We start from the raw sequence: 22,144 nt of genomic DNA on the forward strand, positions 1-22,144 counted from the left end.
GTTTAGATTGGTTTTGAGCCGAAATTCGGAAAAGTCCGGAAGATGGATAGGATTTAATTTAAACACTCCACAAAGAGTTTTTATATATTGCACACGTGAACGATCCTAAAATTATCAGTATTATATTATTGCGTGCAATTGCTGCCTTATCTGTATGTATTGTTCATATTCAAATGATTTGTGATTTCCATGTAAATTTCATTATTGACTATTTAATTAACGTCGGACAGCAAGGCGTCGTCATATTTTTTGTTATATCAGGTTTTATTTTACCTTATTCGCTTTATAAGAAAAAGTATGTGTTGAAGGACTTTTTTTCATTTTTACTCAGGCGAAGTATCAGGATTGACCCTCCTTATTGGTGTATTATAGCTTTGCCCTTTATAATTGGCGTTCTGCCAATTTCATTGCTAAACTTAAATTCTGTCCTGTTACACCTGTTTTACCTGGTACCATTTGTAAAGGGAACAAATTGGTTCTTAGGTGTTTTTTGGACACTTGCAATTGAATTTCAGTTTTATTTGCTCTTAGGCATATTTTTCCCTTTTTTAATACGTATTAAAGCTAATGTATCAATACTTATATTAATTTGCATAAACATAATTTGTATTTTAAGTAAGCTAAACTATCATGGTGTTATTATTGAACAAATGTCTGATTTTGTAATAGGGTTTATAGCCTTTATGGCTTACGTTAAAAGAATTAGCCTAACCAAAGGTTTATTAGTGTTGTTTGCACTTTCAGCTTATATAATGGTTTCTGTTTCCATTAAAAGCGGCGCTGTGCCACTATCGGTAGCTCTCTTTATTTTATTGTATAAAAGTCAAAAAGAGATTAAGCCGCTTTATTTTTTAGGTAATATTTCGTATTCATTATACCTTATACATTTTCCTTTAAGTCTTTTTTTGGTTGGGAGTATTGGTTCACATGTCACCAATAAATCATTATTATTTGGGGGATGCTTACTTCTAAGTATTCTATCGGCCTATATTTTTTATTTATTGGTAGAAAGATATGCTTTAAAGCTCTCTAAAATGATAAAGTTATCCAGGTAATTATGCTTATTTCTCTTTTCAGGACTCTCTAAAAAGAAATAGTCTTGAAGGTTGCTGGGGATTTAAATTTTGGTACCATGGATTTTCCGACTTAGTAACTTTTCATCTTTACAGTTATCTAAATAACTAAAAAGATAGTTATTTAGCCTATTATTTAAAAACAAATTAATAAATTAGCAATAAATCAATTTCACAATATGCAGCTAAAGAAAAGCGTTTTTTGTGCACTCGCAGCGGTATTCCTGGCGGGTCTACAAGCTAAAGCGCAAAAAGTAGAATTTACGGAATACGATCTGCCTAATGGTTTGCACGTAGTTCTGCACAACGATAGTAAGGCGCCTGTAGTGGCTGTCACTGTTATGTATCATGTCGGGTCAAAAAATGAGGTTGTGGGCCGTACAGGTTTCGCTCATTTTTTTGAACACCTGCTATTTGAAGGCAGCGACAATATTAAGCGTGGCGAATTCATGAAGGTGGTATCGGCAAATGGAGGCCAGAACAATGCCAATACCACACAAGACAGGACCTTTTATTACGAGCTATTCCCATCAAACCAACTGGAAACCGGCATGTGGCTGGAGAGCGAACGCATGATGCACCCGGTAATAAATGAAATTGGTGTAAAAACGCAGAACGAGGTAGTAAAAGAAGAAAAACGCCAAAGTCTTGATAATCGTCCCTACGGTAATTTAATTACTTATATAAGCGAAGGGCTGTTCCCTACCCACCCTTACCACAACGGAGTAATTGGATCAATGAAAGATCTGGATGCAGCCAGGCTGACTGAATTTAAGGAGTTTTTTAAAAAATACTATATCCCTAACAATGCCGTATTAACCATTGCCGGCGATATTGACGTTACTAAAACAAAACAATTGGTTGAAGCCTATTTTGGACCGATACCACGTGGGGAGAATATTGTTTACAAAAAAACGGGCGAGTCGCCAATAACCAAACAGGTTACTGATACTGCCTATGACGCCAACATTCAGATCCCTTTTATGATTGAAGCTTACCGGGTGCCGGGCAGGGACAGTCATGATTCGAAAATAATGCAGATGATCTCTACTGTTCTTTCGGGTGGTGCAAGCTCGAGGATGTACAAAAAAATGGTTGATGAGAAAAAGAATGCATTACAGGTGGTTGCCTTTAACTATGCCCTTGAAGATTACGGTATGTACATAGTTGGTGCACTGCCAAACGGCGGGGCTGACCCGGCAAGCTTATTACCTGATATGGACGAGGAAATTAAAAAGCTGCAAACCGATCTGATAAGTCCTGAAGAATACCAGAAATTACAAAACCAATTTGAAAATAACTTTGTGAGCGCTAATACGCGAATGGTTGGGTTAGCAGAAAATCTGAGTAACGGATATACCTTTTATCATAAGGATACCGGGCATGTAAATGAAGAATTAACTGAGATAAGATCAATAACCAGGGAAGAAATAAGGGATGCCGCTAAAAAATACCTTAACCCTAACCAGCGCCTTGTTTTGTATTATTTGCCCGGAAAAGGTAAAGCTCAATAATTAACTTATAGCACGAAAAAGATCATGAAGAAATATATAATGATAGCTGCCGGAGCATTATTGATGCAATATGCGCAGGCACAAATAACTATTGACCGCACAAAACAGCCCAAACCGGGGCCGGCACCTGTGTTAACTATAAAAGACCCTGTTAAATACACATTGCCAAATGGTATTACGGTTTTAGTTGTTGAGAACCATAGCCTGCCGAAGGTATCAGCAAGTTATTTGATTGATGTTGGCCCGGTAACCGAGGGCAGTAAAGCCGGTGCAGTAAACCTGATGGGATCTATGCTTAATGAGGGCACCAAAACCATGCCTAAAGCTGTATTTGATGAATCGGTTGAAAAATTAGGTGCCGACGTTAGCCTTAACTCCTCAGGCGGATATGCATCAGCGTTAACCCGCTATTTCAAAAATGCATTTACCCTAATGGGGCAGGCTTTAAAAGAGCCCGCATTTACACAGGAATCTTTCGATAAGTTAAAAACTCAAACTATAACCGGTTTAAAAGCAAATGCAAAAAGTGCCAAGGCTATTGCAGCCAGGGTGGGCAATGCACTTGCTTATGGCAAAACACACCCTAACGGCGAATTTGAAACCGAAGAAGGTATCCAGTCCCTTACCCTGCAGGATATTAAAGATGCTTATAGTAAATATGTGACGCCTTCAAGGGGTTATTTAACCATCATTGGCGATATTAAGCCAGCCCAGGCCAAAGCATTAGCTACTGAAATATTTGGCAGCTGGAAAGGCGCTGAACTTACTTTACCTAAACTTGCAGAAGTAGCTAATCCAACAAAAACCGAAATTGACGTTGTTGACGTGCCAAGCGCAGTACAATCAGAGATCAGCGTGATAAACCTCGTTGATATTAAAAAGAACAACCCCGATTATTTCCCGGCTATATTAGCCAGCTATATTTTAGGTGGTGGTGCCGAGAGCCGATTATTTATGAATCTGCGCGAAAAACATGGCTTTACATACGGCGCTTACTCACAATTAGGCACAGGCAGGTTCCAGGAAACTTTTGATGCTTCAGCATCAGTAAGAAATGCCAAAGCAGATAGTGCCGTTACCGAAATATTGAACGAGATAAAACGGATCCGCACTGATAAGGTATCAGCCGAAGAGCTAAGCACGGCCAAGGCTTTATATAACGGATCATTTGCATTAGGATTGGAAGACCCGGCACGCATGGCAACGTTTGCCAGTAATATACTGATTAATGACCTGCCTGCTGATTTTTACAAAACTTACCTGCAAAAGGTAAATGCGGTAACGGCTGATGATATTTTACGCGTGGCTCAAAAATACTTTAACTATGATAATACGCGTGTGGTAGTAGTTGGCGGTGCCGCCCAAATGCTTGACGGGCTTAAGAAAAGCGGACATCCTGTTAAGCTATACGATAAGTATGCCAACCCGGTAACAGAAGGCGCCCAAACTGCTGCCGTGCCCAACGTAAATGCTGCCGATATAATAAAAGGCTATATTGATGCTGTTGGCGGAGCTACCGAATTGAAAAAGGTAACATCGAGCGTTACTACCATGGATATGAGCATGCAAGGCATGAAACTAAATGTTTTGCAAAAGAAAATGGCGCCTAACAAAGAAACCATGACCGTTACTATGGGTGGCAACACGGTGATGAAAGAAACATTTGATGGTGATAAAGGCTATCAGCAACAGGGACCTAATAAAAAAGATCTGGGTGCCGATGAAATAGCGCAAAAAAAGGTTTTCACTTCATTAACCGAGCAGCTTGATTACTTAAGCAACCCTGCATTTAAGCTTGCGGTAAAAGGCATCCAAAAAGTGAATGGAGCCGATGCATACCAGGTTAGCGTTACCGACCCAACCGGCAAAACATCAACCGAATATTATGATGTTAAAAGCAAGCTGCTGGTGAAAAACGAAAGCACTACAGTAAGCAATAATGTAAGTGCAAACACTACAGTGGATTTTAGCGATTACCGCAAAGTTGGCAATGTGATGTTCCCGTACAAGCAAACCATAACACAGTCCGATCAAACATTTGAAATGACCGTAACTGATGTTAAAATAAATACTGGCGTAACTGCTGACGATTTTAAATAGAATTGTGATTATCACGATATAATTCCATCGTAGGGTACTCTATAAGAGGCATTGCGAAAACAGAGATTAAATTTATTTTTAAAAGAGCTTGCCGGTGGCAGGCTCTTTTTTTTATGAAATAAATATTAACTTAGAAAACTACAACCGTAAAAAATCATCACAAAATGAGAGAGATAAAAAGAAGGAATTTTCTGAAACTTTCAGGCCTTTCCCTGGTTCCGGCTTTATTACCGGGCCTTGCTGCCAATGCGCATGCTGCTGTAATAAAAATCGACGCGCCTGTAAATACTTACATTTCTTTTACTGATGATGGGGTCCACTATGCCCCCGCAGATTACCTGGCAAAGCTGCAGGAGATCAGTCAAAAAGATCCTATAAAAGCAGACGTTTATGGACAAGGTGGAACACTTGCAAAGCTTACCAAACGGTTTGCGGAAATTACCGGCAAAGAGGCAGCTACCTATATGCCTACAGGTACCATGGCTAACCAGCTGGCTATATCGGTGCTAAATGGTGAAAACACCAAGATTTTTGTACAGGACACAAGCCATATTTACCGCGATGAAGCTGACGCCGCCCAATCTGTTTTCAATAAAAGATTGATGCCATTGGCCCCGGGCGCAGCTTTTTTTACGCTGGAAGATCTCAAGGCAGGCATCAATTATGTTAATGACGGCGAAGTTTTTAAAAGTGGGATAGGAACTGTCGCTATTGAAAACCCGGTAAGGCGCTGCGACGGTCAGCAGGTCCCGATAGAAGAGATCAGGAAGATCTCTGCCTTCTGCCGCAGCAATGGCTATAAACTTCACCTTGACGGCGCGCGGATCTACCTGGCCGCGGCTGTTAGCGGAATTTCAATTGCAGAGTATGCTTCGAATTTTGATACTATTTATATTTCGCTTTATAAATACCTTGGAGCCGATGGCGGTGCCATTCTTTGTGGCGATAAAGCTGTGATAGATAAGATGGAACATCTTATCAAGATTCATGGCGGTACCGTTTATAGCAGCTGGAGCAAAGCGGCAATGGCGTTATACCACCTTGATGGACTGGAAGACAGGCTAAAACAAACATTTATACAAGCGAATGACCTCTTTAGTAAACTGAACAAATTACCGGGCATAAATATTAATCCTATAAAGGGTGGTTCTAATATATTCGATCTTAAATTAACTGCCACCGATGTTAAAAAATTCAGGCAGCAACTGTATGAAAAACACAAGGTTCTGGTAAGAAATGCTAACCATGAAGGTGTTATCAAGCTGCAGGTAAATGAAACGCTGCTTAAAACAGATAATCAATCGTTAGTAGCAGCTTTTACCGATGCGCTATCATCTGCAAAAGTATAAGCGTAAAATTTCTGGTATAATGAGTTTATTTTAAACCAAGCGCATATAAACAACCGTCGGCGCTGCCAAAATAAATTACGCCATTACTAATAACCGGTGATGAAACTATTGGGCCAAGCGTATACAATTGATCCATGATTTTAACCGAAGTGGCATAAAGCTCGTTATCCTTACCTGTTGAAATGTAATTATAATCAAGGGTGTCTTTCTTTAATAGTTTAGCGGCATTTCTGTTCCTGCCATCAGTAGTAAAATGACCGGTTAGTTTACCTGATTTAAGGTTAACGGCAGAAAGTTTACCAGTAAAGTCTCCAAAGTAAGCAGTGCTTCCGCCAATTGCAGCTGATGAATAAAGATAGCCATTGGCTTTGTAGCTGAACTTTTGTTTCCCGGTTTTAGCATCTAAAGCTGCGAAAATATAAGTATCAGATGTCGAGGTATAAACAACCCCGCTTTGTATGGCGGGTGTGGTAAGGATCCATGAGCCTTGTGCGCTGTATTTCCATGTCATTTTACCGGTGTTAGCATTGAGCGCATACAAATAACTATCTCTTGCACCAAAATAAACCATGCCATTGCTGCAAGTCGCCGAACCCTGGACGCCTTCCAATAAATGCACAACAGGCTGGTCGCCGGTTTTAAATTTCCAGAGCTGTTTGCCTGAGGTAGCATCAACAGCATAAAAAAAGGTATCCCAGCTACCAAAATACAGTTTGCCATTATACAAAGCTGGTGTAGTATGAATAAGGCCTTTTGTTTTAAAGGTCCATTTTAGCTTACCGCTCACAGCGTTTAACGCATACATATTGCCATCGCTGCTGCCGAAATATACAGTAAGGTTATTGCTGCTAAATATTGGTGAGGAGAGAAAGAAATCATACAGATCATTCATATACTGATCATGCGGTTTCATGGCCCATAAGCTTTTTGCGCCTACCAGTTTTTCGCCCCCGGTTTTAAATTTCCATATTAAAGTGCCGGTCTTGGCATTTAAAGCGTAGTAATGCCCATCAAAACTGCCAAAGCACACTATATTACCATTTATTGCCGGTGAAGAATGCACCGCACCTCCTGTTGTAAATTTCCATAGTTGCTTACCTGTTTTTATATCAATGGCGTACAGGTTATGATCGGCACTGCCGATGTACGCAATGCCATTAGAAATGGCGGGAGATGAAAATATTTTGCCCTGCGATTTGAATTTCCATTTTAAGCCGGCAAACGAGCTATAGTTCTCTCCCGTGTAAACACCGGTATGCGCTGCACCAGCATGAAAAACTGAGGTAACTGAATTTGAGTTGCTTTGGCCGAATGCAATATTCATCCAGCAAAAAACAAAAATCACAAGGTATTTAGGCATCATCTAGGGATAAGTGGTTGGTTATAAATATGGGGTTAATAAATATGGCAAAAATTGCGGATAAAATTTGTGAACTTTCTACACTCATAGCCGATCCTGATGGCGAAGAACGAAGCTACCCAATCGCATAACAACGCGCTACTACTTCTTCCCATTCTCCACGCTTTTAATTTCCTCCTTGCGGTCTTTCTTGAAATCAAAATTATTAAAATCAGGTGTTTGGGGCAGTTCCATTGTATAACTGCTCAGGATATCAACCTCAATAATTATGTCATCAGCTATCACATCAATTATATGGCCGCCCGATGTTTTATCGGCAGATAAAAAATGAAAATGATACCCGCTGATGTGCGGACCTTCCATAAATACCGGCAATTTGTAACCTGCCAGGTCGCCTTTTATGGTGTTAAATTCAAAAAAGTGCTGCTTATCAAGCATGGCTGCAAGCGGCAAATATGGTTTTTTCTCCACCGGCGGAAATGCCCTTGTTTTTACGTACTTAAAATTGCCGCTAATGTGAATGGCATAGATCCCGTTTTGATTGGTAAGCACACTATCCAGGTATTTAAAAAGCGCTGCCTTGTTTAATTCTTTACCCGGTTTATAAACTTTAGCGGCATGAAAAAAGCACACCACCGCATAAGGTGTTTTTTCGGCATCACTTACCGGACTGGTTTTGCCGGTATATTGTGTTTTATAAAGTTTACCATTCAGCATTATTAATTCGCCGTCGAGCATGGCGGGGGCACCCAGGCCAAAATCACCATGCTGGTGCAGGTCTTTATATGGATACCAGGCATCGTATAATCCACCTATAAATGCTGAGGCATAGCCCGCGCTGTATAAGTTACTACCGGAAGTTGCGTTCTTTTGCTGCGCGATAAGGCTGAAATTCAGACTAAAAACTAATAGAGTAGCGGTATAAAAATATTTAATTGTTGACGTCATAATTTAGAACAAAGGTGATTATAAAGTTTTACTTTCTGCTTACGGTGATGTTAAGATATGGATTTAACTTTGCTTTGCCACGATCGAAAAATGAGACGACTGCGAATTTGAAGCAAATCTCTGTTGCTCTCCGTGGCTGCTCAGTGCTCTCCGTGGTTAAATTTAACCGCAAAGTTCACAAAGGCAAACGCAAAGGAACACAGAGAAAAAGTAAACTTTAAATTGAACAAGATGAAAGTTGAGATATGGAGCGATGTAATGTGCCCGTTTTGTTATATAGGCAAGCGCAGGTTTGAAGATGCTTTACAGCATTTTGAGCACAAGGAAGAGATTGAAATTGAATGGAAAAGCTTTCAGCTGAACCCTGATCTTGAAACCGATCCGACTACTAACATTGATCAATACCTTGCTGATAGAAAGGGGTGGACAATTGACTATGTCCAACAAATGAATGCCCGCGTAACCCAAATGGCTGCCGAAGCAGGCTTAACTTACAACCTTGATAAGGCCGTTGTTGCCAATAGCTTTAAAGCACACAGGTTTAGCCATCTCGCTAAAAAACACGGCTTAGGCGTTGAAGCCGAAGAACAATTATTTAAAGCCTATTTTACCGATAGCAAAAACATTGACGATAACGAAACCCTGATTGCTTTAGGCAAGGAAATAGGCCTTGACGCTGCTGAAATAAAACAGGTTTTAGAAGGTGATGCTTATGCTGATGAGGTTAAGCATGATATTGATACCGCACAGTATCTTGGCATACAGGGCGTACCATTTTTTGTATTGAATAATAAGTATGCTGTATCTGGCGCACAGTCCATCCCCGTGTTTGAGCAAACCTTGCAGAAAGCTTTTGGCGAGTGGCAGCAGGAAAACTCAAAACCCAAATTAGAAATTATTGAAGGTGAATCGTGCGGGCCTGATGGCGACTGCAATTAATTATAAGGAACTTTATTCCCGTTTTTGTAACCTAACACTTGCAAATTACGTATTGTGGTGTGGATAATTTACGCTATAAATTATTATTCACAGGCATTTAACCGACAAGTAAATATTTATACTTATAAATCGGATCACAAAACGGCGCAATGAGAAAATTATACTTTAAAGTTTTTACTTCACTACTTATAATTGCCGGCTTAACCGGTTGTAAGCTCGATCCACCAATTTATCCTGCCAATAGCACTACTACGCAAACGGGTACTCCCGGCGAAATACTTGTCAAAAATGGCAGTACAATTACTTACAACGTTAATGGCAGTGTAACTACACTTACCATGATTGCTTTCCAGGTTATGGCAGCTGATGCCTCAACCCTACCTGATGGAAACACTCAAATAATGGGTGGAACAACACCCGAAGGTGGCTTTTCACTTTCGTTTAGCAACAATAAAGCCGGCACTTACAATATTGATGTCCTGTACTTAAACAGCATGCTGGGTGATAACGGAAAGGTAACCGTAACACAATTGAATACTACAGACGGTTTTCATGGCACTATTAAAGGCACTTTTACTACAGATCTGTTCAATATTTCAACCGGCGAAACAATACCCGGTGTTACAGGTACATTTAACATTACTTTGTAATAAGAATTGGAGCCGGGTTAGCTTTAGTCACTGTGAGTATTTGATGCTATAATAAAGGGATGGTTTTATTTTTTTTGTAAAAATTAAAACTATCTTTTCAACTTTGCTGAAAATCAGATACATTTGCATAAAATGTAAAGTGTAAAACATACACTAACATAGTGCAATGGCAGATACAATTACAGCAATACAACCATCCATTACCAGAAAAACGCTCCGCATTGCGGTAGGCGTTTTATTTTTTATGGCCGGGTTGTGTTTTTCAAGCTGGGCATCGCGGATAGCTACTATTCAGCAAACCATGGGCTTAACTGATGCTGCCCTTGGTGCTGTACTCTTTTCACTTCCGGTTGGTTTAATGTTATCATTGCCTTTTTCGGGCTGGGTTATTACTAAAATAGGAAGCAAAAAATTACTGCTTGCTGCCATATTGGTTTATGGTATTTGTTTAATAAGCCTTGGCCTGGCACAAAATACGTTTCAATTGATCATCTGCCTGGTTTGCTTTGGTTTTTCAAGTAATGCAGTTAATATTTCTGTTAATACACAGGCAGTTGCCGCTGAGGGCATGTATGATAAGCCAATTATGGCATCGTTCCATGGCTTGTGGAGCCTGGCCGGGTTTACCGGGGCTGGCATAGGCACTGTGATGATAGCCAACAGGATTGATCCTTTTCATCACTTTATCTTAGTGCTTGTTATTCTTGCTATTGGCGTTGCAGCAGCCTCTAGGTATTTGTATGATGATGCCGGTGCACCTAAAAACAAAGGTGCGGTTTCAATTTCTCTTCGCGAAAAATTCAGATTGATGGTTCCGCTATTAACATTGGGCAGCATCGCCTTTTGTTCTATGATCTGTGAAGGCGCTATGTTCGACTGGAGCGTTGTTTACTTTAAAAAAGTGGTGGCTGTACCTATTGCTTTACAGGGCGCTGGCTTTACTGCATTTATGCTTACAATGGCTAGCGGCAGATTTATTGCCGACTGGTTTGCCCATCGTTTCGGCTTAAAACGCACATTGCAGGTTAGCGGCTCGTTAACTGCATCAGGCTTGCTGGTGGCAATTATCTTTCCTTATTTTTATACCGCAATGGCGGGTTTTCTGCTGGTTGGCGCAGGGGTATCATCAGTTGTGCCTATGGTTTATAGTGCTGCAGGGCGATCAAAAACCATGTCCGCGGGTGTGGCACTGGCAGCGGTTTCTACAATAGGCTTTATAGGCTTCCTGGTTGGTCCGCCGGTTATAGGTTTTATCGCAGGCCTGGCTACTTTAAGGGCATCATTTGCGTTTATAGCAGTTATGGGGATCAGCGTAGTGGTGTTATCAACGCGCGCGCGGTTATGATTATTTTAGGATTGCACTGATTTCAGGAGGATTACACCGATTCTTTTACTTATTGCCTTATCTTTTTTGACTTTTCCGACTTTCGGACTTCCTTACTCCTCATCCAAATCTTCCTCATTGGGATTTAGCATGTATTCAAAATTTTCATGGCCATTATGAAAAATGAATTTAAGGCGTTCTTTAGGTACATCTATATCTAATGACATAGCGCCGAGCGTTGCCGGCAAGTTATCCCGTATTAATTTCAGATCGGTTACGTGTGGCATCTCAATGTAAATATCTTCCTCCAATGGTTCAATTTTCCAATTAGGGATATGGGCGCTTTTTAAAACTTCGATCCACTTTTGCTGGTATGGGTTCATAATAGTAGTTGTTTATGTGATACACCTATAAAAGCGATAAGAAGAATAATAGTTTTTAACCGCTGATTTTTTTGATTACGCTGACTCACTTAACATAATGTTACTTCAGACTTCAGACTTCAGACTTCAGACTTCAGACTTTTTCGCCAACGGCCCAATGGTAAGGCCCTGAACTATTATAGAGAACACAACGATAATGTAGGTTATCAAAACAAATTCATCCCTATGCATAGCTTCAGGGATGGAAAGCGCCATGGCAACCGAAAGACCGCCCCTTAGCCCGCCCCAGGTTAGCATCAGTATGGCGTTATTTTCAAATTTCATCCAGATCTTTAAAAACGTAACGGGGATTGCTACGCATAGCAGGCGTGCCAGTAATACCACAACTATCATTATCCCGCCAATTATCATAATGGTTGGGTTAACCTTAATCACCAGCATTTCCAAACCTATCAGCAGAAAAAGAATAGCATTAAAGATCTCATCAGTAAGGTCCCAGAACTTACTTAGGTAATCGCGGGAGATCTCAGACAAGCCTTCCTTTTTGCCTTTGGTACCCATTATTATGCCGGCTATAATAATGGCCAGCGGGCCGGATAAATGAAAATGATCCGCAACAGAATAACCGCACATAACAACTGTTAAGGTTATTAAAACCTCAACACGGTAATTATCAATAGATTTGATCAGAAAATGTCCCAGGTATCCCAACATAGCCCCAAATAAGATCCCGCCCCCGGCTTCCTTTAAAAACAGCACAGCAGTGCCGCCAATTGAAAACTTATCGGTACCGTTTACAGCCACTTCAAAAATCGTCAGGAAAACAACTACGCCTACCCCATCGTTAAAAAGCGATTCGCCGGCAATTTTCATTTCCAGGGTTTTGGGGATACCTGCCTGTTTCAGTATCCCCATAACAGCAATTGGATCTGTTGGCGAGATAAGCGCTCCAAAAAGCAGGCAATAAATGTATGGCATTTGCAGTCCGAAAAGCATAAACAGGTAGTAAGCCATTATGCTTACCAAAAAGGTAGAAATAAATGTACCCGCCGTAGCCATCAACATTACTGGCCAAAACTCCTTTTTAAGCTTGTTGGCGTCAATGTGCAATGCGCCGGCGAATAACAAAAAGCTCAGCATTATTTTCATCAGTACCTGTTCAAAGTTGATATTTGAAACCAACAGTAAAGCTTTTGATGAAATGCCCGGGATTAAATTACCAAGGATAACGATCAGGATTGATGACAGCAACGCGATTACCATTATACCGATGGTTGGCGGCCATTTTATCCAGCGGTCATTCATATAGGCAAAAACTGCCGTTAAAAATATGAGGATGGATATAATGTGATAAACTGCCATTTAGGAACGAAAATACTGAATATTGTTCATTGGTTCACTGGTGTAATTAGTTCAGTTGTGGTTTGGTCATTATTTCTGTTCCATACCTTTCGCCTTTTGCCTTTCAGCTTTCACCTAAAATCACCATCTTGCATTTTATAAACCGATACTGTGGATAATAAGATTAAGCTATTAAGTAAAAAACGCGAAGAGGCCCTTTTAGGCGGCGGACAGGCGCGGATTGAGAGTCAGCATAAAAAGGGAAAACTTACTGCGCGTGAGCGTTTGCATTTTTTGATGGATGAAGGATCTTTTCAGGAGATAGGCATGTTTGTATCTCACCGCTCAACCGATTTTGGGATGGAAAAGGAAAAGTATCCGGGTGATGGTGTAATAACAGGCTACGGTACGGTGAACGGCAGGCTGGTATATGTTTTCTCGCAGGATTTCACCGTTTTTGGTGGATCACTTTCAGAAACCCATGCGGAAAAGATCTGTAAAGTAATGGACCTTGCCATGAAGAACGGCGCACCATTTGTCGGGCTGAATGACTCGGGCGGAGCACGCATCCAGGAAGGCGTGGTATCATTAGGCGGCTATGCCGATATATTTTATCGTAATACTATGGCATCAGGCGTTATACCGCAAATTTCGGCTATCCTGGGCCCTTGTGCAGGTGGCGCTGTTTACTCCCCTGCAATAACAGATTTTATATTAATGGTTGAAAATACAAGCTATATGTTTGTTACCGGGCCAAACGTGGTAAAAACCGTCACGCATGAAGTGGTAACATCTGAAGAGCTGGGCGGGGCAACTACACATGCCACTAAATCGGGTGTTACGCATTTTGCCTGCGCCAATGAGATTGAGGCCATTCAAAATGTAAAGAAGCTCTTGAGCTATATGCCCCAAAATTGTGAGGATACTGCACCAGCCCTCCCCTATGAAATAAAAAATGAACTACGGGAAGAGCTTAACACTATAATGCCCGAAAACGCATCGCAGCCTTATGATATAAGGGATGTGATAGACCATGTTATTGACGTGGGATCATTTTTAGAGGTACATAAGGATTTTGCAGAAAATATTGTTGTGGGTTTTGCCCGGCTGGCTGGCCGCAGCATTGGGATAGTGGCTAACCAGCCTGCATTTTTGGCGGGTGTGCTTGACATCAACTCATCAACCAAGGGCGCCAGGTTTGTGCGCTTTTGCGATAGCTTTAATATCCCGCTGCTGGTTTTTGAAGATGTACCGGGCTTTTTGCCGGGCACCGACCAGGAATGGAACGCTATCATCACTAACGGCGCCAAATTGCTTTATTCATTTTGCGAAGCTACCGTCCCCCGTATTACCGTAATAACCCGTAAAGCCTATGGTGGCGCTTATGATGTAATGAACTCCAAACACATCGGTGCCGATATGAACTATGCCTGGCCTACTGCTGAAATTGCCGTAATGGGTGCAAAGGGCGCTGCTGAAATTATTTTTAAGCGGGAGATCACCTCTGCCAAAGATACGGAAGCCAAATGGAAGGAAAAGGAGCTGCAATATTCAGAGATTTTTGCCAACCCCTACCGTGCTGCCGAACGCGGATTTATTGATGAAGTAATTGAGCCTGCAGAAACCAGGATAAAACTGATCCATGCCTTTAAAATGCTGGAAAATAAAGTAGTGAATAACCCGAGGAAGAAGCATGGAAATATTCCGCTGTAATTTCTGATGTCGGATGTGCGATTTCGGATATTTAGAATATTTTATTTAAACTGAGTACTAATAAAAAAACAAAGCAGCTTAATTCAAATTGAATATCATAGATGCAAATAAATAAATTCGAAATCGAACATCCGAAATCCGAAATCGAGCAAATAAGACCCGAACATACCTGGCAATTACGCAGGGATGTTTTGTATCCCGGTAAAATGAAGCACGAAATGGAGATGGAGGAAGATGTGGATGGGATGCATTTCGGCGCTTTTAAGGATAATAAGCTGGCCGGTGTGGTTTCGTTATTTCAAACCGGAACTTCTTTTCAATTCCGTAAGCTGGCAGTTGATACAGCTATGCAAAAAGCTGGAATAGGCAGCAGTTTATTAGCATACATCACAAAACACGTTGAGGAAAATGCCGGCACCCGTATTTGGTGCAATGCCCGCACTGATGCCCTTGGTTTTTATCTAAAGCTTGGATTTGTTGAAACGGGTGATGTATTTTCCAAAAACGGGATAAATTATGTGATCATGGAAAAAATGATCACTCCTCCTTTAACTCAGCAAGGATCGCGGTAGCAAATTCATTGTTATATTTATCTGATGATTGCTGCGCCAGGTCAATAGCGGCATCAATATCCCCTTCCGATTCATAAACCACGGCCAGGTTATAAGCCGCCTTACTTGCAATCTGCGGATTTTTGTCCTGTAAAAATGGCGCCAGCAGGCTATCAGCCTTATCAAAATTACCTGTCTGGATCTCCTTTATCGCAGGCAGAAAAATAGCATCATTATAAAGCGGCCTGTTATGGGTTATGGTGTAGGGAAAATAATCCTGCAAGGCGTTTTCTGTGGCATGTTCTGCCGATGTTTTAATAGATTGTTTATTACCTTTTACTGTCGGGTGGATCAATAAAGTTGGTAAAAGCCCAAAATATGGCTGTTCGGATTGTGCATCAACAGCAGTACCATTTAAATTACGATGATAGATGCCGTTGCTTTCGTATAAAACAAAATTGACCGCGGTATTAGTGTTATAATAGGTGGTATAATTTGCAATATCAGATAAGCCGATATCCGCAGTAAAACTTTTTAAGGCCAGCAAATAATTTGCATGATATTTTGATGCGGTAAGCTTTACCGAATCAGTGTTTACAGTAAACGCCACGGAATCAACCAGGTTGATCACCTTAACATGCGGCAGTGAGCTGAACTCCAATCCGGCAAATTTAATAGCAGCAACAGCTCCTGCCTTAATTACGTCAAGCTTTTTCTTATTGGTAATTTTTGCCTGGTTTATATCAAACTGATTGATCAGTATAATAATAGTTGAATCGGGCCTGAAATTAAGCTTTGCCGTATAATCAACCGGGACGGCTACATACAGCGGCGCTGTGCAAGCACTAAAAAACAATAACAGGATAACGCAGGCGGATTTTAATAGTTTCATGTTATAGATAGGGCGGCCTAAAGTACCGTTTTAAAATGAAATCGGGATGAAAAAAAATCAGCCTGTTACTAGCAGGCTGATCTAACTAACTAAACTGATCTTATCTTAAAAAAATTTACTCGTCACAAAGGAACAGTTGTTATGTAAAACTAGTGTTAAGGCATTAATAAATGTTAGGCGTGTAATTAACACCATCTTATTACCCCTTGCGGACTCAGTCCGGGTACTTTTCGAAATTATTTTAAAAGGTCGCCTGTTAAATCAGTTTACAATTTTTTTACACAAGTTTACAATAACCGGATCAAAATCTAAAAAGCGGGTTAGATCTGAAATATTAAAATTAATTTCACCGGAAATTATCCGTAAATAAATTATAAATACCTGTGGTAATGTTGTTTATGTAATTATTTGATAAATAATTTCAAGCTATTGCTGCAATTTGTTCAGCGAAAGTTTTTGCTGCTTTTCAAATCCCTTCTTTAAATTCCCGCATATGAAAAGTGTTTTATTTGTAAAACAAGCCATTTTGACAACAGTTTTAGTTTTATTGGCTGTAGCTTCCTGGGAAATTTATCTCAGGCACAAAGGCGTTCCAATTGATTTTGATGATAACGATGAGTTATGGGCGAGTAAACGGGCAATGGTGTACGAACCAGCTGATAAGGCAACCGTTTTCATCGGCTCTTCGCGCATAAAATACGACCTGGATATCCCGACATGGGAAAAGATAACGGGTAAACATGCAATCCAGTTAGCCATGGTAGGTTCTTCGCCCAGACCATTTTTAGCTGACCTTGCCAATGATCCTAAGTTTAAAGGAAAGCTGATAATAGACGTAACGGAAGTGTTGTTTTTTAGCCAGTCGCCCTGGGTAGACTTATCACCAACAGGCGGCATTGATTACTATAAAAACATTACGCCTGCCCGGCGCGCAAGCTTTGCTATCGACCGCGGGCTTGAATCGAGGCTTGCATTCCTGAATTATAATTTCTTTTCGATGAATGCATTGCTCGACCATTTGTACATACCAAATCGTAAGGGAGTGTATGCCGGGCTGGATTTTCCTTTGGGTTTTGGATCAACCATGTTTAACCGGCAAACCAAAATGACAGACCAGTTTTTGGCTGATACTAATTTACGGAACAAAGTAAGGGGGATTTGGGCCACTCTGCCAAAACTTGATCCAACACCACCGGTAAAGGGTAAGGCTTTGCTGGATATTATGCAATCTGTAAAAAACGATGTAGACAAGATCAGGGCCAGGGGCGGCGATGTTTTGTTTGTGCGGACGCCTTCGAGCGGGCCTTTTTTAATGGGCGAAAATATGGGCTATCCGCGTGCTGTTTACTATGATAAGTTGCTTGAATTTACACGGTGTAAGGGGATCCATTTTGCTGATTATCCTGCATTGAATCATTTTATCTGTCCTGAGTTTTCACACCTGGCACCTTCAGACGCGGTCTTATACACTAAAAACATGATCGATATACTTAAAAAGGACAAAAGTGGGATCTGTAACAATCATAAATTAATAACCTTTTAACTTATTATACCATGGTTTTTAACTCTTATACCTTCGTCGTATTTTTTATAGTTATTTTTTTTCTGCATAACCTCCCTTTTTCATGGAAGGCGAAGAAAGTAAACCTTTTACTGGCAAGCTATATTTTTTATGCAGCATGGAATCCGCCGTTTATTTTACTGCTTTGGTTATCAACCGTTGTTGATTTTTTTGTGGGCCGGGCATTGTATACGCAGCCTAATATTCACAAACGGAGGGTTTTACTGGTTATAAGCCTTATAGGCAACCTTGGCATGTTATGTTTTTTTAAATATGGAGGTTTTATATTAGAAAATTTTACCTATTTAGTTAATGCTTTGGGCATTAATTATCATCCGGCAAAACCTAACATCATATTGCCCGCAGGGATCTCTTTTTATACGTTTACCACCCTGTGTTATACAATTGATATGTTTAAACGCCGCAGCAAGCCGGTAAAGTCTTTACTTGATTTTTCATTGTTTGTAACCTTTTTTCCGCACCTGGTTGCCGGGCCAATAGTTAGGCCGCCGCAATTGGTGCCCCAGTTTGAAACAGCCCATAAGGCTACCCGTCAACAAGTGCTGAATGGTTTATTGCTGCTTTCCCTCGGCTTATTTATGAAAGTGGTATTAGCTGATGCCATGCTGGCAACAACTGCTGATGCAGTATTTGGCGCACACAGTAATTTAAGTCCGCTGGATGCGTGGGCAGGGGTGCTTGCCTTTTCGGGTCAAATATTTTTTGATTTTGCGGGATATTCAACGGCGGCCATTGGCGTAGCTTTATGTCTTGGTTTTGTGTTGCCTCAAAATTTCCTTTACCCTTACGCAGCCATTGGCTTTTCAGATTTTTGGCGCAGGTGGCATATTACACTATCAGCGTGGTTGCGCGATTATCTTTACATCCCACTGGGTGGGAACCGGCATGGCAGTTTTAAAACTTATATTAATATTATGATAACCATGTTGATTGGCGGGCTTTGGCATGGCGCCAACTGGACCTTTGTTGCATGGGGAGGTTTACATGGTGTTTATTTATGGGTTGAAAAAGCTATAAAAGACAGCCGGACTAAAAGTAAGGATAGTGAAACCTTTGATGCAACAACACCCAAGGTGGTTATTGCCACCATAATACCAAATGCGGTAAACAGGAACTTTTCTTTTGGCCCTCTGCGGGCGGTGTTAACCTTTTTACTGATATGTTTAACATGGGTATTTTTTCGCTCAGGCACTTTTTCAGAGGCGTGGCAATTATTAATGGGGATGTTTGGCAGGGTACAAAGCGGTGCACCTTTATTAACAACTATAGCAATTGTTAAAGTGTTTGTAATTATACCATTGATGCTTATTTTTCATTGGATAATGCGCAACACCAATGTTATTACTGCAGCATCAAAATTGCCCTGGTGGATGGTTAGCATCGCATGGTCTGTAATGTTAATATTAATTATCTTAAGTCAGCAAACCGGCAAATCATTTATTTATTTCCAGTTTTAACCAATAGGATACGTGATTAAATTCAAGGATATTATCTAAGTTTTAGAAATTATCAAAATAAGCAGTCTACTGCCCGCTTACACCCGGCAGTGTCTTTCCGTGTTGTTTCCCCCATTTTATCATTTCATCAACCAGCGGGGTAAGGGTGCGGCTGTGTGTAGTTAGCTTATATTCTATGGATACAGGGTAGGTATCATGTACTAAGCGAACTATCAGCTTGTTCGTTTCCAGGTCCTTCAGCTCTTTCGATAATACCCGGGTAGTGATATTTGGGATATTGCGCTGCAGATCTCTAAACCTGGAAATGCCAGAATACATAGACAATAAAATGGGGAGCTTCCATTTGCCGTTAATAACAGATAAAGTATTTTGAATCTGGCTGATCTTGTCGGCGATTTTACTAATGTCCTGCTTCATGCTGGTATACTTTAATGTTTTGATATTAAATATATATCAAATAAATATAAATTCCAATTAAGCGTTTCAAAATTCTTTTTTATCATTATTAATTTCATAATTTTATAGGTGAAAATACCTTGATACCTTTAACAATTATGGAAAACACTGCGGTGCTGCCTCAACCTGATGCCCTTTCTTTGCAGGTTACCTGTATAAAACCTTTTGAAAATATTGCACTTGCCTTTTCTGGTGGTGGTTTTCGTGCAGCATCATTTGCGCTGGGCGTTTTGTCGTACTTAAACAACGCAAAATTTAATGATGCAGACGATCCGCTAAATGGCAAGTCATTGTTGCAGCAGGTAACTTATATGTCGTCCGCATCCGGCGGCACTATAACCACAGCACTGTATGCACTGTATGATGCCGAGGGTAAAACGTTCGGGCAGTTTTATGTTAAATTATATGAAACCCTGCTTGGTGAGCAGATCCTGAAGGATGCGCTCGAAATACTATCAGACAAAGTCAGGTGGAAAAACCGCCCGGATAAAAGCCGTAATATCATTAATGCTTTTGCCATGGCTTATGACGAATATATTTTTGAGGGGAATACGTTAAAAGCACTTGGTAAAAACAGCCCCGGCAAGCACCTGCAGGAAGTTTGTTTTAACACAACTGAATTTTATACCGGCCAATCTTTCAGGCAGGAACGGAAAGTTGTTTATGATGCTATGCCCGATAAGTACTTTAAGTTTGGGAACGAGGCGATATTTCTGGAGCCCTCCGTTGCCGATGAACTGAAGCTAAGCGATTTGCTGGCGGCATCATCCTGTTTCCCGGCCGGATTTGAACCCATTATTTTCCCAAGTGATTTTACTCACCAGGGACTAACCGAACCGACCCTTAAAAAAGCGCTGACCATGCGGCCGCAAACGGGCGATAAGCAGGAGACCAAATTTATTGACCAAAAACGGGTTGGCTTTATGGATGGGGGCATAACTGATAACCAGGGACTGCAAAGTATGATGTATGCCGACAAAAGGCGAATAAAGTGCGAGACGGATTTTAAGCCATTTAACCTGATGCTGGTTAATGATGTTGGCAGCCATTTTATAAAGCCATATGTTATGCCTGCTGCGCCAAAAAAAGGAGGGCTCAGCCTGAGCGCATTAAATTTAATTGTCATAGCCTGCTTTATAGCTGCCGTTGCTATTACAGTTACAGGTGTATGGATCCATTGCACCCCTTTAATTATTATGGGTAGCGTACTTATACCCCTTCCTTTACTTTTTATGATAGGTGTTTTATGGATCAAAAAAAAGATCTTTAACGTTACCGAATCGGGCATCTCTTCAGGGTTATTGAAGAGCTTTACTGAACGGATTGTTTTATTACTGGTAAAATATCTCACAAAAACCTCGTTACCTGTGCTTAAACAAATGCTGCTGGCCAGGGCCGATTCTGTATTGCTGCTAAATATGAGTGTTTTTTTAAAGCGGATAAGGCAGCTTCTTTACAATACCTTTTACGGATCGCCTGAGTGGAAAAACCGTGGTAAGGGCAATCACATTTACGATCTGTCATTTTCAAATGATATAAACCGGAACCGCAACCCCGAGCCTTCACCTTACCCGCCCAGTCGCGATATGCAAATAGTGGCCCAGGTAGCCTTTAACATGGGCACAACTTTATGGTTTGATAAAACCAACTGCCTGCAGGAGCATGACGAAGCCTGCATTATTGCCTGCGGACAATTTACTACCTGTTATAACCTGCTTGAATATATTGTGAAGCTGATGAAAAATCCGGCAGCCTATGATGCAGTTTACCTGAACAGGCTGCTTAAATTGAAAGAGCAATTAACAAATGATTATACCCATTTTAAAGCCGATCCGTTTTTTATGTATAACGATTCCGGCAAGGAATACAAAATTGAAAATTTTAAACCAGTAGGTGTAAAGGATATTCCGTTTCCTACAAATTGGGAATAGGGTGAAAATAATCTTGTTCGGTACTGTTTCACCCTGTGTCGAACAAAAAGCGAACGGAACAAGATATCTCAGTTTTTCTTTATTGCTTTTTAATAATTCCGGCAGGGAATACAAAATAGAAAACTTTAACCATTAACCATAAAAGATATTCCTTTCCCTACTAATTGGGAATAGGGTAAAAATAATCTTGTTCGGTACTGTTTCACCCTGTGTCGAACAAAAAACGAACGGAACAAGATATCTCAGTTTTTCTTTATTGTTTTTAGTACATAATGCAGGATCAAACAATAATAGAATCAAATGATCAAAAGTGGTTTGAAGCTACTTATCAAATAGGTTATGTTTTGAGTGGAGGCGATCGGGAAGAGTTGTAAGATTTGTATAGTCAGTCAATAACTGAAGTAAAAAAACATAATTACTTTAAATAAGCTATAAAAATATAAGACCAATGAAAATACTGATACCAGCTATCACTTGATGGAGCGTTCATATTCACTTTGTTCCGTTCGCTTTCTGTTCGGAACAACCCAAACAAAAAGTGAAACAAACCACCACCACGTCATCTGAGCAATAAGTTCAAT

18 protein-coding genes are annotated in these 22,144 nt (G+C 40.6%); 12 read left to right on the plus strand and 6 right to left on the minus strand.

What is annotated here, in order from left to right:
• The first annotated feature begins 95 nt into the window (after positions 1 to 95).
• From JWQ54_RS22830 to JWQ54_RS22845, 4 genes are all read left to right on the plus strand, one after another.
• Positions 96 to 1,055: an acyltransferase gene (locus JWQ54_RS22830; protein WP_299589819.1), complete on the plus strand. Its 960-nt coding sequence runs from the start codon at positions 96 to 98 to the stop codon at positions 1,053 to 1,055.
• Between the two features lie 197 nt (positions 1,056 to 1,252).
• On the plus strand, positions 1,253 to 2,587 hold the full coding sequence (locus JWQ54_RS22835) for a pitrilysin family protein (protein WP_299589821.1): 1,335 nt from the start codon (positions 1,253 to 1,255) through the stop codon (positions 2,585 to 2,587).
• Between the two features lie 24 nt (positions 2,588 to 2,611).
• A complete protein-coding gene (locus JWQ54_RS22840; protein ID WP_299589822.1) occupies positions 2,612 to 4,687 on the plus strand; it encodes a pitrilysin family protein in 2,076 nt (691 codons plus the stop codon).
• A 164-nt stretch (positions 4,688 to 4,851) separates the two neighbouring features.
• Positions 4,852 to 6,036, plus strand: a complete 1,185-nt coding sequence (locus JWQ54_RS22845) for an aminotransferase class I/II-fold pyridoxal phosphate-dependent enzyme (protein ID WP_299589823.1) — start codon at positions 4,852 to 4,854, stop codon at positions 6,034 to 6,036.
• Between the two features lie 25 nt (positions 6,037 to 6,061).
• On the opposite strand, the gene JWQ54_RS22850 is transcribed toward JWQ54_RS22845, so the two are convergent.
• Both JWQ54_RS22850 and budA read right to left on the minus strand, forming a co-directional pair.
• Entirely contained in the window at positions 6,062 to 7,360 is a 1,299-nt protein-coding gene (locus tag JWQ54_RS22850) for a PQQ-binding-like beta-propeller repeat protein (RefSeq protein WP_299589825.1), read from the minus strand.
• A 177-nt stretch (positions 7,361 to 7,537) separates the two neighbouring features.
• Positions 7,538 to 8,344, minus strand: a complete 807-nt coding sequence (gene budA / locus JWQ54_RS22855) for an acetolactate decarboxylase (RefSeq protein WP_299589827.1) — start codon at positions 8,342 to 8,344, stop codon at positions 7,538 to 7,540.
• Between the two features lie 231 nt (positions 8,345 to 8,575).
• Here budA and JWQ54_RS22860 point away from each other — a divergent pair, with 231 nt between their 5' ends.
• From JWQ54_RS22860 to JWQ54_RS22870, 3 genes are all read left to right on the plus strand, one after another.
• Positions 8,576 to 9,283 carry a DsbA family oxidoreductase gene (locus tag JWQ54_RS22860; protein WP_299589829.1) on the plus strand — a complete coding sequence of 236 codons (708 nt, stop codon included), beginning with the start codon at positions 8,576 to 8,578 and terminating at the stop codon, positions 9,281 to 9,283.
• Between the two features lie 149 nt (positions 9,284 to 9,432).
• On the plus strand, positions 9,433 to 9,933 hold the full coding sequence (locus tag JWQ54_RS22865; protein WP_299589830.1) for a hypothetical protein: 501 nt from the start codon (positions 9,433 to 9,435) through the stop codon (positions 9,931 to 9,933).
• Positions 9,934 to 10,099: 166 nt separating this feature from the next.
• Positions 10,100 to 11,278: an MFS transporter gene (locus tag JWQ54_RS22870; RefSeq protein ID WP_299589832.1), complete on the plus strand. Its 1,179-nt coding sequence runs from the start codon at positions 10,100 to 10,102 to the stop codon at positions 11,276 to 11,278.
• Between the two features lie 92 nt (positions 11,279 to 11,370).
• Here the strand turns inward: JWQ54_RS22870 and JWQ54_RS22875 are convergent, their stop codons facing one another.
• Both JWQ54_RS22875 and JWQ54_RS22880 read right to left on the minus strand, forming a co-directional pair.
• On the minus strand, positions 11,371 to 11,640 hold the full coding sequence (locus tag JWQ54_RS22875) for a hypothetical protein (RefSeq protein ID WP_299589833.1): 270 nt from the start codon (positions 11,638 to 11,640) through the stop codon (positions 11,371 to 11,373).
• A gap of 126 nt (positions 11,641 to 11,766) precedes the next feature.
• Entirely contained in the window at positions 11,767 to 13,002 is a 1,236-nt protein-coding gene (locus JWQ54_RS22880; RefSeq protein WP_299589834.1) for a sodium:proton antiporter, read from the minus strand.
• Between the two features lie 150 nt (positions 13,003 to 13,152).
• Here JWQ54_RS22880 and JWQ54_RS22885 point away from each other — a divergent pair, with 150 nt between their 5' ends.
• The gene (locus JWQ54_RS22885; protein WP_299589836.1) at positions 13,153 to 14,694 is read left to right on the plus strand and encodes an acyl-CoA carboxylase subunit beta; all 1,542 of its coding nucleotides are present in this window, start codon (positions 13,153 to 13,155) and stop codon (positions 14,692 to 14,694) included.
• A 101-nt stretch (positions 14,695 to 14,795) separates the two neighbouring features.
• A complete protein-coding gene (locus tag JWQ54_RS22890; protein WP_299589838.1) occupies positions 14,796 to 15,266 on the plus strand; it encodes a GNAT family N-acetyltransferase in 471 nt (156 codons plus the stop codon).
• Here the strand turns inward: JWQ54_RS22890 and JWQ54_RS22895 are convergent.
• A complete protein-coding gene (locus tag JWQ54_RS22895) occupies positions 15,232 to 16,137 on the minus strand; it encodes a DUF6340 family protein (RefSeq protein ID WP_299589839.1) in 906 nt (301 codons plus the stop codon). The two genes, JWQ54_RS22890 and JWQ54_RS22895, sit on opposite strands and share 35 nt — an antisense overlap.
• Before the next feature lie 493 nt (positions 16,138 to 16,630).
• Between JWQ54_RS22895 and JWQ54_RS22900 the strand changes: the two genes are divergently transcribed.
• Positions 16,631 to 17,680: a hypothetical protein gene (locus JWQ54_RS22900; RefSeq protein WP_299589840.1), complete on the plus strand. Its 1,050-nt coding sequence runs from the start codon at positions 16,631 to 16,633 to the stop codon at positions 17,678 to 17,680.
• An 11-nt stretch (positions 17,681 to 17,691) separates the two neighbouring features.
• Entirely contained in the window at positions 17,692 to 19,176 is a 1,485-nt protein-coding gene (locus tag JWQ54_RS22905) for an MBOAT family O-acyltransferase (protein ID WP_299589841.1), read from the plus strand.
• Positions 19,177 to 19,242: 66 nt separating this feature from the next.
• Here the strand turns inward: JWQ54_RS22905 and JWQ54_RS22910 are convergent, their stop codons facing one another.
• The gene (locus JWQ54_RS22910) at positions 19,243 to 19,593 is read right to left on the minus strand and encodes a helix-turn-helix domain-containing protein (protein ID WP_299589842.1); all 351 of its coding nucleotides are present in this window, start codon (positions 19,591 to 19,593) and stop codon (positions 19,243 to 19,245) included.
• 137 nt (positions 19,594 to 19,730) lie between these two features.
• On the opposite strand from JWQ54_RS22910, the gene JWQ54_RS22915 reads away from it, so the two are divergent.
• Positions 19,731 to 21,563 (plus strand): patatin-like phospholipase family protein, encoded by a 1,833-nt coding sequence (locus JWQ54_RS22915; protein WP_299589844.1) that lies wholly within the window; start codon positions 19,731 to 19,733, stop codon positions 21,561 to 21,563.
• The last annotated feature ends 581 nt before the right edge of the window (positions 21,564 to 22,144 follow it).

The organism is Mucilaginibacter sp., assembly GCF_028288225.1.
GTDB lineage: Bacteria > Bacteroidota > Bacteroidia > Sphingobacteriales > Sphingobacteriaceae > Mucilaginibacter.

Bases quoted from the DNA above. Each gene is read 5' to 3' on its own strand.
- JWQ54_RS22835 (WP_299589821.1), top strand. From the start codon at position 1,253: ATGCAGCTAAAGAAAAGCGTTTTTTGTGCACTCGCAGCGGTATTCCTG.
- JWQ54_RS22840 (WP_299589822.1), top strand. From the start codon at position 2,612: ATGAAGAAATATATAATGATAGCTGCCGGAGCATTATTGATGCAATAT.
- JWQ54_RS22845 (WP_299589823.1), top strand. From the start codon at position 4,852: ATGAGAGAGATAAAAAGAAGGAATTTTCTGAAACTTTCAGGCCTTTCC.
- JWQ54_RS22850 (WP_299589825.1), bottom strand. From the start codon at position 7,360: ATGAATATTGCATTCGGCCAAAGCAACTCAAATTCAGTTACCTCAGTT.
- budA (WP_299589827.1), bottom strand. From the start codon at position 8,344: ATGACGTCAACAATTAAATATTTTTATACCGCTACTCTATTAGTTTTT.
- JWQ54_RS22860 (WP_299589829.1), top strand. From the start codon at position 8,576: ATGAAAGTTGAGATATGGAGCGATGTAATGTGCCCGTTTTGTTATATA.
- JWQ54_RS22865 (WP_299589830.1), top strand. From the start codon at position 9,433: ATGAGAAAATTATACTTTAAAGTTTTTACTTCACTACTTATAATTGCC.
- JWQ54_RS22870 (WP_299589832.1), top strand. From the start codon at position 10,100: ATGGCAGATACAATTACAGCAATACAACCATCCATTACCAGAAAAACG.
- JWQ54_RS22875 (WP_299589833.1), bottom strand. From the start codon at position 11,640: ATGAACCCATACCAGCAAAAGTGGATCGAAGTTTTAAAAAGCGCCCAT.
- JWQ54_RS22880 (WP_299589834.1), bottom strand. From the start codon at position 13,002: ATGGCAGTTTATCACATTATATCCATCCTCATATTTTTAACGGCAGTT.
- JWQ54_RS22890 (WP_299589838.1), top strand. From the start codon at position 14,796: ATGCAAATAAATAAATTCGAAATCGAACATCCGAAATCCGAAATCGAG.
- JWQ54_RS22895 (WP_299589839.1), bottom strand. From the start codon at position 16,137: ATGAAACTATTAAAATCCGCCTGCGTTATCCTGTTATTGTTTTTTAGT.
- JWQ54_RS22900 (WP_299589840.1), top strand. From the start codon at position 16,631: ATGAAAAGTGTTTTATTTGTAAAACAAGCCATTTTGACAACAGTTTTA.
- JWQ54_RS22905 (WP_299589841.1), top strand. From the start codon at position 17,692: ATGGTTTTTAACTCTTATACCTTCGTCGTATTTTTTATAGTTATTTTT.
- JWQ54_RS22910 (WP_299589842.1), bottom strand. From the start codon at position 19,593: ATGAAGCAGGACATTAGTAAAATCGCCGACAAGATCAGCCAGATTCAA.
- JWQ54_RS22915 (WP_299589844.1), top strand. From the start codon at position 19,731: ATGGAAAACACTGCGGTGCTGCCTCAACCTGATGCCCTTTCTTTGCAG.